Source organism: Streptomyces varsoviensis, assembly GCF_000718635.1.
Classification (GTDB): Bacteria; Actinomycetota; Actinomycetes; order Streptomycetales; family Streptomycetaceae; genus Streptomyces; species Streptomyces varsoviensis.
The window spans coordinates 599,454-613,412 of record NZ_JOBF01000003.1; the positions used below are offsets into that span (position 1 = coordinate 599,454).

Consider the following 13,959-nt stretch of genomic DNA (forward strand, 5'->3'; position numbering starts at 1 on the left):
ATACCCGGTGAATATCCCTGGACAAAGTTTTACGCATTCGGGGTTTCGCCACTAGGGTGCGTCGAATGTTCCACGCGGCCATGCCCCCCGTACGCACAGTGGACTCGGCGCCCTCGACGCCCGAAAGGCGGAACTCCCCCGCGCCGCCCGCGCCCCTCAAGGCCGGGCAGCGCGACCCCTTCTTCGACAACGCGAAGTATCTGGCGATAGTCCTCGTCGCCATGGGCCACGCGTGGGAACCGCTCACGCACGGCGGCCGCGCGGCCATGGCGCTCTATATGACCGTCTACGCCTTCCATATGCCGGCCTTCATCCTCATCTCCGGCTATTTCTCCCGGAGTTTCGATCTCAGCCCGGCCAAGCTCAGGCGGCTCATCACCGGCGTCGCCGTGCCGTATGTCGTCTTCGAGGTCGCGTACACGCTGTTCCAGCACTGGGCGGACGACTCGCCGCCGGAGGACATCAGCCTCACCAACCCCTGGTATCTGAACTGGTTCCTGGCCGCGCTCTTCATCTGGCGGCTCACCACGCCGATCTGGAAGCTGATCCGCTGGCCGGTGCCGCTGTCGCTGGTGATCGCGGTGCTCGCGGCCATGTCCCCGAACGTCGGCAGCGACTTCGACATGAAGCGGGTGCTGCAGTTCCTGCCGTTCTTCGTGATAGGGCTCCACCTCAAGCCGGAGCACTTCCAGTTGGTCCGGCACAAGGCGGTGCGGATCGCCGCCGTGCCGGTGGCGCTCTGCGCGGTCGCCTTCGCCTATTGGGCCGTACCCCGGATGAACAGCGCGTGGTTCTACCACAATTCGGCCGTACAGGACCTGGGCGTGTCCATGTGGACGGCGCCCGTGATGGAACTGGCCCTCTTCGGCTGCGCCATGGTGCTCACGGCCGCGTTCCTGGCCCTGGTGCCGCGGCGGCGGACCTGGTTCACGGCGCTCGGCGCGGGGACGCTGTACGGGTATCTGCTGCACGGCTTCGTGATCAAGCTGTCGCGCTGGTGGGGCTGGTACGACGAGTACGCCTGGGTGCGCACCCCGCTGGGCGAGATCGTGGTGACGGTCCTCGCCATCGCGATGATCACGGTGCTGTGCTCGCCCCCGGTGCGCAGGGTGTTCCGCTTCGCCATGGAGCCGCGGATGGCGTGGGCGTTCCGCTCGGACGCGGCGGAGTCGGCGCGGGCCCGTACCCGCGCCGACTCCTGAGCCTTACGTCCGTACCGCCGCCGCTCAGCGCCTGCGCAGCACCGCGCGGGCGGGCAGCGAGGTCGCCGCGAGCCCCAGCACCAGGGCGCCTGCCGCGAAGCTCCCGTAGAGGAGCGGCGGTATATAGGGGCCCGCTCCGGTGAGGCCGCGCATCATCGGTACGAGCGTGGCGAGGGCGATCGCCGTGCCGAGGACGATCCCGGCGAAGGCCACCAGCAGCGCCTCCCAACGGACCATGCCGAGCACCTGGCGGCGCGTGGAGCCGATCAGCCGCAGCGTGCCGAGTTCGCGGCGGCGGTCGAAGACGGTCATCACCAGGGTGTTGACGGCGGCGACGGCGGCGAACCCGCCGAGCACCGCGGCCATCAGTGTGTTGGCCCAGGCCGAGACCTCCCGGTCCTTGTCCTTGGCTGCCGCGTACCCGGCCCGGTCGGTGACCTCGCCGAGGGCCGCGAGCTTCCCGGCGACCTGCCGCGCGTCGGCGCCGCGCGCGTCCCGCACCAGGACGTCGCTGTCGAACCCGGCCGTGACGTGCGGCGCGAGGGCCGTACGGACCATGGTGACCTGGGCGACGCCGAGCCCCCGGCCGTAGGTCGCGACGACCTCCGGGCGGGCCTTGGTGCCGTCCGGCAGGACCAGGGAGAGCCGGTCGCCGACCTTCACGTCCGCGCCGTCGGCGAGGTTGGCGGCGACCGCGACCTTGCCCGGCCCGAGGGCGTCGAGGCTGCCGGCCCGGACGTCGAGGTCCTGGACGGCGCGCAGGTCGGCGCCGGTGCCGCCGACGCCCTGGGTGGAGGCGGTGAGCGGCCCGTCGGTGGTGGAGGACGTGTAGAGCACGCTCGTACGGAGCAGGCCGACGGCCGTCTCGACGCCGGGGGTCGCCGCTGCCTTCGCGGCCGTGCCGGTCGGCAGGCCGCCGGGCGCGGAGATCACATGGTCCGCGGTGATCCCGGCGCGCTGCTGGGCCGCGCGGGCGTGGTCCTCGCTGGTGTGCATGAACACCAGCGTCGAGGCGAAGGCCATGGCCAGCACGATCGGGGTGATCGCGGAGGCCAGGCGGCGCGCGTTGGCGCGGGAGTTGGCGGATGCGAGGTGGGCCGCCGCGGGGCCGGCGCGCAGGGGCAGGCCGATGAGGTGGGCGCAGAGCCGGGCCACCAGCGGGCCGAGCAGAGCCACGCCGAGCATGAAGAGCATGACGACGCCGGACGCCGTGTTGGCGGCGTCGTCGCCGGTCAGGGTGGCCGCGAGGATGGCGAGGACGACGCCGCCGACGAGCGCGGCGGCACCGAGTGCCGTACGGACGGGGCCGGGCCGGGAGCGTTCCACGGCGGCCTCGCCGAGGGCCTGGCCGGGCTTGATGCGGGCCGGGCGGCGCGCGGCGGCGGCCCCCGCGCACAGCGCGGTGAGCAGGCCCACACCGACGGCGGCGACGAGCGGGATGCCGGAGTCGCCGAGCCGCACGGCGTCCGGGACCACGCCCTTCTCCTTCAACTGGCCGAACCACCAGCGCGCGAGGGCGATGCCGGGCAGGCAGCCGAGCGCGCCGGCGAGGGGCGCGACGAGCAGCGCCTCGGCGGCGATGGACCGGCGGACCTGGCGCGGGGTGGCGCCGATGGCGCGCAGCAGCGCGAACTCACGGGCGCGCTGGCCGACGGAGAGGGCGACGGTGCCGGCGGCGGTGAAGATCGCGACCATCGTCGCGACGCCGCCGAACGAGCCGCCGAGCCCCATCAGCGTCTCCTTGGCGCCGGCGAGCGCGGGCTGTTCGACGGCGCCGCGGTCGTCGCCGGTGTGCACCTGGGCGGCCTTGCCGACGGCCTGCCGGACGGAGTCCGCGAGCCGGTCGGTGGAGGTGCCGGCCGTGGGCAGCACGGCGACCGCGTCGATCTTGCCGGGGTGGCCGGAAACCTGGACGGCCTGGGCGTCGGTGAGCCAGGCGGTGGGCGCGGCCGTACGGGCCGTACCGGCGACGGTGACGTCGCGGGCGCCGGCGGGGGTGTTCAGGGTGACGCGGTCGCCGGCCTTGATGTGCGCGGCGCGGGCGGTGGCCGTGTCGAGCACGGCCTGGCCGGCGCGCGGGGCGCTGCCGGTGGCGAGTTCGGCGCCGGTGAAGGCGGCCGAGCCCCAGCCGTGGGCGGTGACGGGGGCGGCAGCCCGCCCGGTCGTCTTCGCGCCGGTCAGGTGCGCCGGGTAGCCGACGTCCCCGATCGCGGCCTGCACGCCGGGGGCGTGCGCGACCTTCCCGACGAGCGAGGCGTCGAGGCGGGCCGTGTCCGGCAGCGGCTCGGACTCGGTCTCCCGGTCCTCGCCGTGCCCGATCACGTAATGCGCCTTCTGGTCCGCGGCGGCCACCACGGGAGCGCCGGCATACCGCTCGGGCGGCACGGACGCCCGTATGCCGGTCTCCAGGAGGATTCCGCAGGCCGAGACGATCATCGCGGCCATCAGCAGCGCCACGAACGTCCCCACGAACGACGCGGGCTTGAACCGGATCGCGGCCCGGGCCAGCCCATTGGTGCCCCCCTGGGGGGCGCGGGTCGCGCTCATCGGACCTCTCCTCGCCATACGAACGTCCACACCCCGCCGAGATCCGACAGGAGGCCACAGCCTCGCCGGGCAGCCGACCGCTGCGGCCGGGCCGTGCCGACGGCCGGGAGAAGGCCGCGGGCCTGCCGGGCGGGCAACTGCCGCGGTCGGGCCGCGAGAAGGCCCCGGGCCCGCCGGGCAGACGACTGGTGAGCCGAAGCGGCATAGCGGATCGTCACGCTGCCGCGCCTTCGTGGGAGGGCCGACGGGCGGTGAGGGAGACCATGCGGGCGGCTATCTGCTCGGCGGTGGCTCGGTGGAAGCTGTCGGCGATGGCGCCGTCGGCGAGGAAGAGGACGCGGTCGGACCAGGCGGCGGCGACCGGGTCGTGGGTGACCATGACGACGGTGGCGCCGAGGCCGTCGACGGCGTGCCGGAGCAGGCCGAGGACCTCGGCGGCGGTGCCGGTGTCGAGCGCGCCGGTGGGCTCGTCCGCGAAGACCACGTCCGGGCGGGTGATCAGGGCGCGGGCGATGGCGACGCGCTGCTGCTGGCCGCCGGACAGCTCGCCGGGGCGGCGGGCCCCCTTGTCGCCGAGCCCCACCTGGGAGAGGACCTCGGCGGCGCGCCGTCGGTCGGCGCGCTCCCCGGCGAGGCGCATCGGGAGGACTACGTTCTGCTCGACGGTCAGCGACGGGAGCAGGTTGAAGGACTGGAAGACGAAGCCGAGGCGGCTGCGGCGCAGCTCGGTCAGCTTGTTCTCGTTCATGCCGGTGATCTCGGTGCCGCCGAGCCGTACGGAACCCTCGGACGGGCGGTCGAGCCCGGCCGCGCACTGGAGGAAGGTCGACTTGCCGGAGCCGGAGGGCCCCATCACGGCGGTGAAGCTGCCGCGCGGGAGGGCGAGGTCGAGGGAGCGCAGGGCGTGGACGACGGATGTGCCGCGGCCGTAGCGGCGGGCGACTCCGCGCAGTTCGACGGCCCAGTCGCCGGTGTTCGCGGTGACGTTCCCCGCTGCCGGTGCGCCGGCGCCCGTACCGGCCCTGTCGTCGCTCTGTCGCTTGCCGCGCAGCCCCATGGCCCCGCCTCTCGTCTCGTGGTCCCCGTGGTGTGGTCAACGTCTGAAATCTATGGTTCCGGCGCAGGTCAGGGCCATGGCGTCGGCCGGTGGATCGGGGGTGGGGGCAGCACCACCAAGGTCGCTGGCCGTAACCACCCCAAAGTCGTTTGGTAAACTAACTACCCACCTTTCCTTGACTCCCCCTTGACCGAATGACCATCCGTCCGGCCGAACTCTGGAGGAGCCATCGGACACGCAGACACCCTCATCGCCATGGGCGGCGCCTTTCTGGCGGCGGCCGTCCTGGCCCGCGCCGGCGGCCGCATCGGCCTGCCGACCATCCCCCTCTTCATCCTCGCGGGCATCCTCCTCGGCCCGCACACGCCCGGCTACGTACTGGTCGCCGACCCGCACGACCTGGAGATGCTCTCCGCGCTCGGCCTGGTCCTGCTGCTCTTCTACCTCGGGCTCGAATTCCATCTGGACGACCTGAAGACCGGCGGCCGCAAGATGGCGCTCGCGGGCGGCGCGTACCTGGCGCTGAACGTCGGCGCGGGCCTGGTCTTCGGCTTCGCGACCGGCTGGGGCACCTCCGAGGCGCTCGTACTCGCCGGTGTGCTCGGCATCTCCTCGTCCGCGATCGTCACCAAGGTCCTCGTCGACCTCGGCCGGCTCGGCAACGGCGAGACCAAGCCGATCCTCGGCATCATCGTGGTCGAGGACATCTTCCTGGCCCTCTACCTCGCCGCCCTCCAGCCGATCCTGTCCGGCGCGGACAGCCTGGCCTCGGCGGCGGGGGACGCGGGCAAGGCGTTCGGCTTCCTGCTGCTGCTCGCGGTCGCGGCCCGCTGGGGCACCCGGCTCATCGGCAAGCTGATGCACACCAAGGACGACGAACTGCTCGTCATCTCGTTCCTGGGCGTCGCCGTCCTCGTCGCCGGGGTCTCCGAGTGGTTCGGGGTCGCGGACGCGATCGGCGCGTTCATGGTGGGTCTGATGCTCGGCAGCACGGGCTCGGGCGACCGCATCCGGACGCTGGTGCACCCGCTGCGCGACGCGTTCGGGGCGATCTTCTTCTTCGCGTTCGGGCTCTCGATCGACCCGGGCGACCTGCCGGGCGTGCTCGTGCCGGTGCTGATCGCGGTCGCGGTGACGCTGGTGATGAACGTGGTCGCCGGGCTCGTGGCCGCCCGCCTCTACGGCTTCGGGGCGCAGCCCGCCGCCAACATCTCCACCACCCTGCTGGCGCGCGGCGAGTTCGCGCTGATCCTCGCCACGATGGCGGCCGGGGCGGGGCTGAACCCGCGGCTCTCCCCCTTCATCGCGGGGTACGTGCTCGTCCTGGCCGTACTCGGCCCGCTGGCCGCCGGCCGCTCGTACTGGCTGGCGCGGCTGCTGCCGGGCGGCCCCGGCGAGCCGCCCGGCGGCGGGGCTCTCGCGTCCCCGGCCGCGGAACGGGTGTGACGACCGGGGGCACGCGCACGGGTCGCGGGCGCTCGTACGGGGCCGGGCGGACGCGCACGGGCCGACCGGAGGCGTACGGACCGGGGCCGGCCTTCGCCGGCCGGTCAGTCGACGAGCTTGTCCAGGAAGGCGTACAGGTTGACCCGCGCCCGCTCGACCTGCTCCTCGACCGTCAGGGACTCCTCGAAGCGGCCGCCGGCCCGTGGGGTCTTCTTGCCGCGGATGTAGAGGGAGCAGGCGAGGTCGGAGCAGAGGTACTCGCCGACCGAGTCGCCCTGCCGCCCGGCCGGGCCGACCTTGCGGGCCGCCATCAGCGACACGCCGTCGCCGGGGTGCGTGGTCAGGCAGAGCGAGCACATGCCGCGGTGGAGCAGGCCGCGCCGGCCCGCCGAGGCGCGGAGGGTCACGCCGACGAGACCGTCGCCGCGTTCGGCGACGAGGTAGCCGCGGTCGGGCGCGCCGGGGTCGCGCCAGCCCAGAAAGTCCAGGTCGTCCCAGCGGCGCTCGTCGAGGTCCCGGGGGACCGCCAGCCGCTTGGCCTCCCCTTTGGAGCAATTGACGAACGACGCGCGGATCTCCGGTTCACTTACTGCTCTCATGGCTCGGACGCTAACAGCGCCTATTTCTTTTAGGCAAACAATTAAAATGCTTAGGTTGAAGGAGGATGCGTGATGCACGTAACGCCCGATCCGTCGGCTTCCGCGCTGACATCGCTGAGAGCGACCCGGTGGTTCACCAACGAACCGGTCCGCGACGAGCACCTGCGTCCGGTGCTGGAGGCCGGGCGCTGGACCGGCTCGGCGCGCAACCGCCAGCCGTGGCGGTTCGTGGTGGTGCGCGATCGCGAGATCCGCCAGCAGCTCGCGCGCCTGGGCGCGTACGCGGGGCACCTCGCCGTGGCGCCCGTGGTGATCGCGCTCGCGGTGGAGGAGACCGCCGGCGGCGAGGACGCCCAGTTCGACGCGGGGCGCGCGGCGCAGAACATGATGCTCGCCGCCCACGTCCAGGGGCTGGGCACCTGCCCCGCGTCCTTCTTCCCCGCCGAGAACGCCGACCGCGCCGGACCGCTGTGCGGCATGGCGCCCCCGTGGCGGGTCCGTACCGCCATCTCTCTCGGCCACCCCGCCCCCGCGCCGCCCGGAAAGCCGGCGATCCCCACCGGGCGCCTGCCGCTGGCCGAGTTGGTGACGGAGATCCCCGAGGCGCCGAAGGCCCCCGAAGGGCCCGGGCCCGTGGGCTGACGTCCGTACCCTCGCGGGCCCTGGGAGCCGGGCCCGCCGGGCAGGGGGTCAGGGGGCGCCATCCGATCAGGGGGTCAGCGGGCGCCGTTCGACCAGGGGGCGAGGAGGTCGGCGACGCGCTGCACGGAGGCGACGACTTCCGCGGTGTCGACGGCGGTGTAGCACAGCCGGAAGTAGCCCGGTTCGGCGCAGGAGAGCAACTGGCCGGGGAGCAACTGCACCTGGGCGTAGGTGGCGATGTACCAGCGCAGCCACTCCTCCTCGCTGGAGATGTTCGGGAACAGGATCGGCAGAGCGGCCGTCCCCCGCTTCTCGGCGTCGGCGGCGAAGGGCTCGGGCACGCGGTCCGGCCGCGGGAAGTGCGGTCCGATCTCCGGCGGGATCACGGCGGTGCCCCGCGGCGGCAGATACGCGCGCAGATCGAGCCAGAAGAACTGCGCCGCGTTCTGCCCCTCGCGGTAGCGGTACGGGAGGCGGCCGTTGTCGAGGGCCGCGCGGGTCTCCTGGAAAGCGGTCGTCAGCCAGCCCCGGTACTGCTTCATCAGCGCGAGCGGATAACTCTCGCCGCCGCTCGTGGTCTTCAGCATCTTCCCGATGACGAAGTGTTTGAGGGAGTCGAAGGGGCTGAACCAGGAGTAGCTGTTCTGCTTGTCCTTGATGCCCCGCATGGCCTGTCGGACGACCGGGGACCGGGAAATCACGACACCGGCCTTGAATCCCGACATTCCGAAGTCCTTGGCGAAACCCCATACGACGTGCACGCGGTCCCGCGCCTCCGGATTGTTCCGGTACGCGGCCAGTTCCAGAGCGCTCACGAACTCCGGGCCGGCGCCGGTGAGCTGGGAATGGGCGTACATCTCGTCGGAGATGATGTGCATCCCCGTCTCGTTGAGCACCCACCGGTAAATACTCTCCAGGAGGTCCTTTCCGTAGTTGTCGCCCAGCGGGTTGTTGGGGTTGGTGAGGACGAGCAGTTTCGGCGGCTCCGGCTGGGTGCGGTAGACGTGCTGGATGTCCTCCAGCGTGAGGTCGAAGTGCTCTTCGCCCAGCTCACGGAGGTGGACGGGGACGCAGCGCAGCTCGGGCCGCTGCTCGAAAGACCAGTTGAACCCCTGCCAGTAGGGGGCGGGCAGCAGCACCTGGTCGCCGCCGCGCAGAACGCCGCCCTCCCTGAGCGCGAAAGCGAGGCATTCCAGCGCGGCCGATACCCCTGACGTGCCGAAGATGTCGTCGCCGGTGAGGGTCGGGGAGAGCGTCGGGCGGAGCATCGCGGCGATATCGGCGCGAATCTCCGGGCTGCCGTAGGAAGGGGCGTATGTGACATCGCGCTGTTCCAGTACGCCGAGTCGGTCGAATACGTTCTCCCGCAGGGAGGGGTAGACGAGGACGTTCTCCGCCGTGGCGAGGTTGATCACCTCGGGGTACAGCTCCTGGTGCACGGCGAGCCGGTGCTCCGGGTCGGCGGCGCCGGCGAGCAGCGCCGTGATCTCGTCGGGAGCGCGGCCCCCGGTCCCGTACTGCGGCGCGCCGTCCCGCGCCGCCGAGGCGTCCTTCGGGTTCACGTTCGCGGTCATCGCGGTTCCTCCCTGGACAGGTGGGACCTTTCCGGAAAGCCCCCGCCTTTCCCCTATCTTTCGGGAGATCAGGGAGGCTGAACAGGAGGCGAACCGGTCGCGTGCCGGGGCGGCGCGGGGCGGCGCGGGGCAGGATCGCACAGGCGACACGCGCCCGTACGGGCGTACGACGACGGCCCCGGCCGGTCAGCCGGTCATCGCGCCGCGTTCACCGGGCGCCGCTCACCGCGATTCGGTCACCGCGGTTCGGTCACCGCGCGGTCCAGCACCTCGGCGGCGAGATGGGTGGCGGCCTCGCGGGTGGCCTCCCCGAGCAGCTCCGTACGGATCGGGCCGCCCGCGGCGAGATGCCGGTCGTACGGCAGCGTCAGCACGCGCACGCCCGCCAGTCGGAGGTGCGCGCGGGCCGCCGCCACGTCGAGCGCCATGTGCGGGGACGAGGCGGCGAGCACCACGACGGTCCCCGGCAGCATCAGCGGCCGCGGCAGCGACGCCATCCAGTCCAGTACGGCCCGGGTGCTGGTGACGCCCTCGACGGTGGCGGGCGCGACCAGCACCCGCGCCTGGGCGGCGGCGAGCGCGGTCCGGGACAGCTCGCTGGGCAGCGTCTCGCAGTCCACGACGGTGATGCCGAAGTAGCGGCGCAGCGCCACCATCACCGAGCGGTACTCCGCCAGGTCCAGCCGGGTGCCGACCCGGCCCTGGCTGCCGGGCAGCAGCCAGCCGCGGTCCGGCAGTTGGACCAGGTAGCCCGTGACGTCGGTGAGCTGCATCGTCGGCTCGATGATCCGCGCGAGGTCCCCGCAGGTCCACCGCACGGCGGGGGCCGCGAGCCGGACCGGCAGGGTGCCGAGCGCCGGGTCGGCCTCCAGCATCAGCACCGGGTCCTGCCGGTAGTGCGCGTACGTACGCCCGAGCAGCGCCGTGACCGTGGTCTTGCCCGCGCCGCCGCGGATGCTGGTGACGACGATCTGCCGCCCGGTGGCCACCGGCCGCTGCACCGCCTCGGCCACCCGCGTGGCCTCGGCCACGTCCCGCGCCGCCGACGCCCCGACCATCCGCCGCACGGCCCGCCCCGTGCGCCGGGCCGCCGAATCCCCGCTCCGCGGCCGCCCCTTGACCAGATCCTCGACCCGGACCTCGGCGCCCCGGGTCTCGGCGTCCCGACCCTCCGCCTTCGGCGCGGTACGAGGCCGGGGCGGGACGGCGGGGACGACAGGGGCAGCGGGGGCGGCAGGGGCAGCAGCGACGACGGGGACGACGGGGCCGGTGTGCGGAGGCACGTACCCGGCGCGTGGAGCACCGGGGGCATACCGCGGCGGCGGAAGGGCGCGCGGGGGCGCGGACGGCGCCGCCGGCTGGGCGGGCTCAGGTCCGGGAGTCGGGGCCTCGGCGGGGAGTCGCCTGGTGTCCTCGGCCATATCGTTTCTCCTCCGCCTTTCAGAGCGCGTGCAGCAGGAGGGCGTAGCCGCCGAGCGCCCCGACGGCCAGGGGGAACAGGGCGATGACGCCGACGGTCTCGGCCAGGTCGGTCAGGCGGCGCAGCCGGGACCGCGGCGGCAGAGGTGCGCGGACCGGCAGTGCGGCCAGGGGCAGGACGGCGACGACGGCGAGGGCGGCCAGGGGCGCATAGGGCGGGCCGTCCGTGTGGCCGATCCACAGGGCGGTCAGCCGCACCAGGAGGACACCGGCCGCCGCCAGCAGCGCCACGACCTCCGTGACCAGCGGAAAGGCGCGGGAGCGGGCGAGCAGGACGACCGCCAGTACGGACGTCAGCGCCACCGTCCACCACGTGGCCGCCGTGACGGTCAGCAGCCCGGCCGCCGTGGCGGAGGCCGCGGCGACGAGCGTCGCCGGGCACAGGTCCCGGTGCGTGGCGGCCAGCGCGGTGCCGACCTCGTGGCGGCTCACGGACGCGCCGCCCGAGCGGTGGTCGTCGAGATCCGTGAGCCCGGCCGCCGTCAGCGCCAGCCGCGGCAGCGCTCCCAGCACGACCACGGAGACGACGGCCAGTACCGCCCCGGCTCGCGCCGCGTCGTCCGTCATGGCGGACACCGCCGCCCAGGCGGCCGCCGCCGCCACGACCGACCCGGCGCCGATCAGCCCGGCGCGGCCCGCCGGTGAGCAGAGGCCCAGCAGCAGCGACGTGACCGCCGGCGCCGCGGCCGCGGCGGCCAGCCGCCCCGCCCCCGGCCAGCCGTGGGCGTCCGCGGCCGTCCACGCGCCGAGGAGGCCGAGGGCGCCGCCGGTGAGCAGGAGCGGGGTGCCCAGCAGGTGGTCGCGGGCGCGCCCGGCGACCGCTCCCGCCAGGGCCGCGACCAGCCCGGCGGCCAGGAGCGCCCACGCCGCGGTGGCGTGGTCGAGGCTCGTACGCGTCAGCACGCCGACGGCGACCGCGAGCGCGAGGGTGGCCAGACCCGCCGTCCGGCGGAGCGCGGCGGGCCGCCGGCGCAGGGCCCGTACGTCCAGATGGAAGGCGGCGGGAGCGGGCGGCGTGGCGTCGGCCCGTACGAGCCGCAGTACGGAGCCGTCCGGCAGCGCGGCCGCGGCGAATGTGGTGTCCGGGGCGAGTGCGGCCCCGTCGGCGGTCACCAGGTGGCGGGCCCCGGGCGGGGCGGAGTCGCGGTCGTCGAGGAGGCGGAGGATTTCCGGCAGGAGCCGGCCGACGGGCTCGGTCGCGGGGAGCAGCAGCTCCACCCGCCGGTGTTCGCCGGCCAGGGTGACCCGGCTCAGTTCCGCCCGCTGCCCCGTCCGCTGTTCCGCCCCCACGCTCACCACTCGGCCGAACCTATCATCGAGCCCTCGCCGGGCCCGGGCCCGGCGAGGGCCGGTCCGGCCGTCCGTCAGGCCCCGTCGTCGGCGGCCACCGCCGCCGCCAGCGCCACGAGTTGGGCGCGGACGTCGAAGCCGTGCGGGGTGCGGCCGGGGGCGGCGGAGAGCGTGGCCGCGCCGCGGGCCACGACGTCGGCGATGTCGGCCGCGAGCGCCCCGATGAGGGCGGCGTCGAGCAGTTCGGCCGGGCCGCGGCCGAGGTACTCGGCGTCGGCGATCCGCACCAGCGCCCGGAACGCCTCGGTCCGCCGCGCCGCCGTGCCCTTCTCCTCGGCCATGTCGTCGCTGTCGGCGACGGCGATGGCGAGGTGGGCGAAGGTGCCGTCCACGGGCAGCCCGCGTTCGGTGAGGACGCCGTACCAGGGCGTCGCGCGGGGCGCCTCGGCGGCGCGGATCACGGCGTCGTAGCCGGCGGGCTCCGCCCAGATCGTCAGGGCCAGGCAGGAGAGAAACCGTTCCCGCGCGGGGGCGGCCGGGTCGTTCAGCAACGCCACGAGGGCCGGGACGCGTTCGCGGTGGCGGGCGTCGTCCAGCCCCTCGTAGATCACGTCGTCCGGGTCGTCGGTCGGCTCGCCGTCGAAGTCCGTACCTAGCAATTCAGCGAAACGGGTGACGTGCACCCCACTGTTCAAAGGTGGTGCGGGGTTCGAGGGACACATATCGGCCTTCCTGTCACGGGTGAACGGAGGAAGCCGGCCGCGCTCCCGCCCCGCGGCCGGCGGTCGGGAACCGGCCGCCCCGCCCCGCTCACCATTGTCGGCCGGTTTCACTGCCGCGCCGCAAGCTGATGGGCGAGCATCGCGGCCCGCAGCCGAGCGCACCGCCGGGGCCCGCACCGACAGCCGAGCACCCCGCGATCAGCGCCCGGGAGCCCGACCGCGCCGGAACCGCCGTCAGTCGCGGCAGATGAGCAGCAGCGCCCTGTCGTCGTTGACGTCCTTCGCCACGGCCTCGATCAGATGCCAGGCCGCGCCGTGGAATCCGCAGGCCACATAGCGGTCGGCCTCCCCCGTCAGCCGGTCCATGCCCTCGGTGAGGTCCCGCTCCGCCGTCTCGACGAGCCCGTCGGTGAACAGCATCAGTACGTCGCCGGGGCGCAGCGTGCCCTTGATCGGGTCGAACTGCGCGCCGTCGTAGACCCCGAGCAGCGGGCCCTCGGCGGCCATCTCCTCCCAGCGGCCGGTGCCCGCGGAGAGCTGGAGGGCGGGCAGGTGGCCCGCGGAGAGCAGTTCGTAGTCGCCGCTGTCGAGGTCGAGGACGAGGTGGATCGAGGTGGCGAAGCCCTCGTCCCAGTCCTGGCGCAGCAGATAGCCGTTGGCGGCGGGCAGGAAGGCGTGCGGCGGCAGCGAGCCGAGCAGGCCGCCGAAGGCGCCGGAGAGCAGCAGGGCGCGGGAGGCCGCGTCCATGCCCTTGCCGGAGACGTCGGTGAGGACGACTTCGAGGGTGCGGCCGCCGTTCGTACGGGCCGCGACGACGAAGTCGCCGGAGAAGGACTGGCCGCCGGCCGGGCGCAGCGCCATCTCGCGGTGCCAGCCGCGCGGCAGTTGGGGGAGTTTGCTCTGCACCCGGATGCGTTCGCGGAGGTCGAAGAGCATGGTGCCGCCGCGTCTCCAGGGGACGCCGACGCGGCTGCGGAACTGGGCGATGAGCAGCCCGAAGAAGCCCACGGCGGCGACGACGAGGATGGTGCCGGGGGTGACCCGGTCCACGCCGTCGGCGTACGGGCCGAGGATCGCGGACTCCACGATGAGGGCGGTGGCCGCGGCGGCGTACAGCGCGAGGAGGCTGGCGGGGCGCAGCAGCAGCCCGCCGGCGACGATCGGCAGGACGAGGGCGGAGGGCGCGCACCAGGCGGGCTCGGCGACGGTGGCGGCGGCGATGGCCGGGACGGCGAGCAGCAGGGCCGCCAGCGCGATCCAGTCGGAGCCGTCGCCGCGGAAGTAGTCGACCCCTGCCTTGCGCACGCCGACGCGGGCCCGGTGCAGTGCTTTGCGCATCCGGGCCGTCGGGGTGTCGGCAGCGCCAGTCATTGCATCGGGACCCTATCCACCCCTTCGGCG

Annotated in this window: 11 protein-coding genes; 3 read left to right on the forward strand and 8 right to left on the reverse strand. The window is 73.9% G+C overall.

Going from position 1 to position 13,959, the window contains the following annotated elements:
• Nucleotides 1-65: 65 nt before the first annotated feature.
• On the forward strand, nucleotides 66-1,202 hold the full coding sequence (locus IF55_RS07115) for an acyltransferase family protein (protein ID WP_037966825.1): 1,137 nt from the start codon (nucleotides 66-68) through the stop codon (nucleotides 1,200-1,202).
• A 24-nt stretch (nucleotides 1,203-1,226) separates the two neighbouring features.
• On the opposite strand, the gene IF55_RS07120 is transcribed toward IF55_RS07115, so the two are convergent.
• Together IF55_RS07120 and IF55_RS07125 are read right to left on the reverse strand one after the other, a co-directional pair.
• On the reverse strand, nucleotides 1,227-3,749 hold the full coding sequence (locus tag IF55_RS07120; protein ID WP_030890065.1) for an FtsX-like permease family protein: 2,523 nt from the start codon (nucleotides 3,747-3,749) through the stop codon (nucleotides 1,227-1,229).
• A 214-nt stretch (nucleotides 3,750-3,963) separates the two neighbouring features.
• Complete coding sequence (locus IF55_RS07125) at nucleotides 3,964-4,806, reverse strand: ABC transporter ATP-binding protein (protein WP_030890063.1); 843 nt, start codon at nucleotides 4,804-4,806, stop codon at nucleotides 3,964-3,966.
• A gap of 255 nt (nucleotides 4,807-5,061) precedes the next feature.
• Between IF55_RS07125 and IF55_RS07130 the strand changes: the two genes are divergently transcribed.
• Complete coding sequence (locus IF55_RS07130; RefSeq protein ID WP_048831618.1) at nucleotides 5,062-6,252, forward strand: cation:proton antiporter; 1,191 nt, start codon at nucleotides 5,062-5,064, stop codon at nucleotides 6,250-6,252.
• A 104-nt stretch (nucleotides 6,253-6,356) separates the two neighbouring features.
• Here the strand turns inward: IF55_RS07130 and IF55_RS07135 are convergent, their stop codons facing one another.
• Nucleotides 6,357-6,851 carry an FBP domain-containing protein gene (locus IF55_RS07135; protein ID WP_030890058.1) on the reverse strand — a complete coding sequence of 165 codons (495 nt, stop codon included), beginning with the start codon at nucleotides 6,849-6,851 and terminating at the stop codon, nucleotides 6,357-6,359.
• Nucleotides 6,852-6,923: 72 nt separating this feature from the next.
• Here IF55_RS07135 and IF55_RS07140 point away from each other — a divergent pair, with 72 nt between their 5' ends.
• A complete protein-coding gene (locus IF55_RS07140) occupies nucleotides 6,924-7,493 on the forward strand; it encodes a nitroreductase family protein (RefSeq protein ID WP_030890048.1) in 570 nt (189 codons plus the stop codon).
• Nucleotides 7,494-7,567: 74 nt separating this feature from the next.
• Here the strand turns inward: IF55_RS07140 and IF55_RS07145 are convergent, their stop codons facing one another.
• The 5 genes from IF55_RS07145 to IF55_RS07165 form a co-directional block, all read right to left on the reverse strand.
• Nucleotides 7,568-9,067: a pyridoxal phosphate-dependent aminotransferase gene (locus tag IF55_RS07145; RefSeq protein WP_048831619.1), complete on the reverse strand. Its 1,500-nt coding sequence runs from the start codon at nucleotides 9,065-9,067 to the stop codon at nucleotides 7,568-7,570.
• A gap of 236 nt (nucleotides 9,068-9,303) precedes the next feature.
• Nucleotides 9,304-10,350, reverse strand: coding sequence for a nucleotide-binding protein (locus IF55_RS07150; RefSeq protein WP_157854538.1), 1,047 nt, complete (start codon nucleotides 10,348-10,350; stop codon nucleotides 9,304-9,306).
• Between the two features lie 157 nt (nucleotides 10,351-10,507).
• Nucleotides 10,508-11,845: an EsaB/YukD family protein gene (locus IF55_RS07155; RefSeq protein ID WP_245661082.1), complete on the reverse strand. Its 1,338-nt coding sequence runs from the start codon at nucleotides 11,843-11,845 to the stop codon at nucleotides 10,508-10,510.
• 65 nt (nucleotides 11,846-11,910) lie between these two features.
• Nucleotides 11,911-12,519 (reverse strand): hypothetical protein, encoded by a 609-nt coding sequence (locus IF55_RS07160; RefSeq protein WP_048831620.1) that lies wholly within the window; start codon nucleotides 12,517-12,519, stop codon nucleotides 11,911-11,913.
• Between the two features lie 273 nt (nucleotides 12,520-12,792).
• Nucleotides 12,793-13,929 (reverse strand): PP2C family protein-serine/threonine phosphatase, encoded by a 1,137-nt coding sequence (locus tag IF55_RS07165; protein WP_030890032.1) that lies wholly within the window; start codon nucleotides 13,927-13,929, stop codon nucleotides 12,793-12,795.
• Between the last annotated feature and the right edge of the window lie 30 nt (nucleotides 13,930-13,959).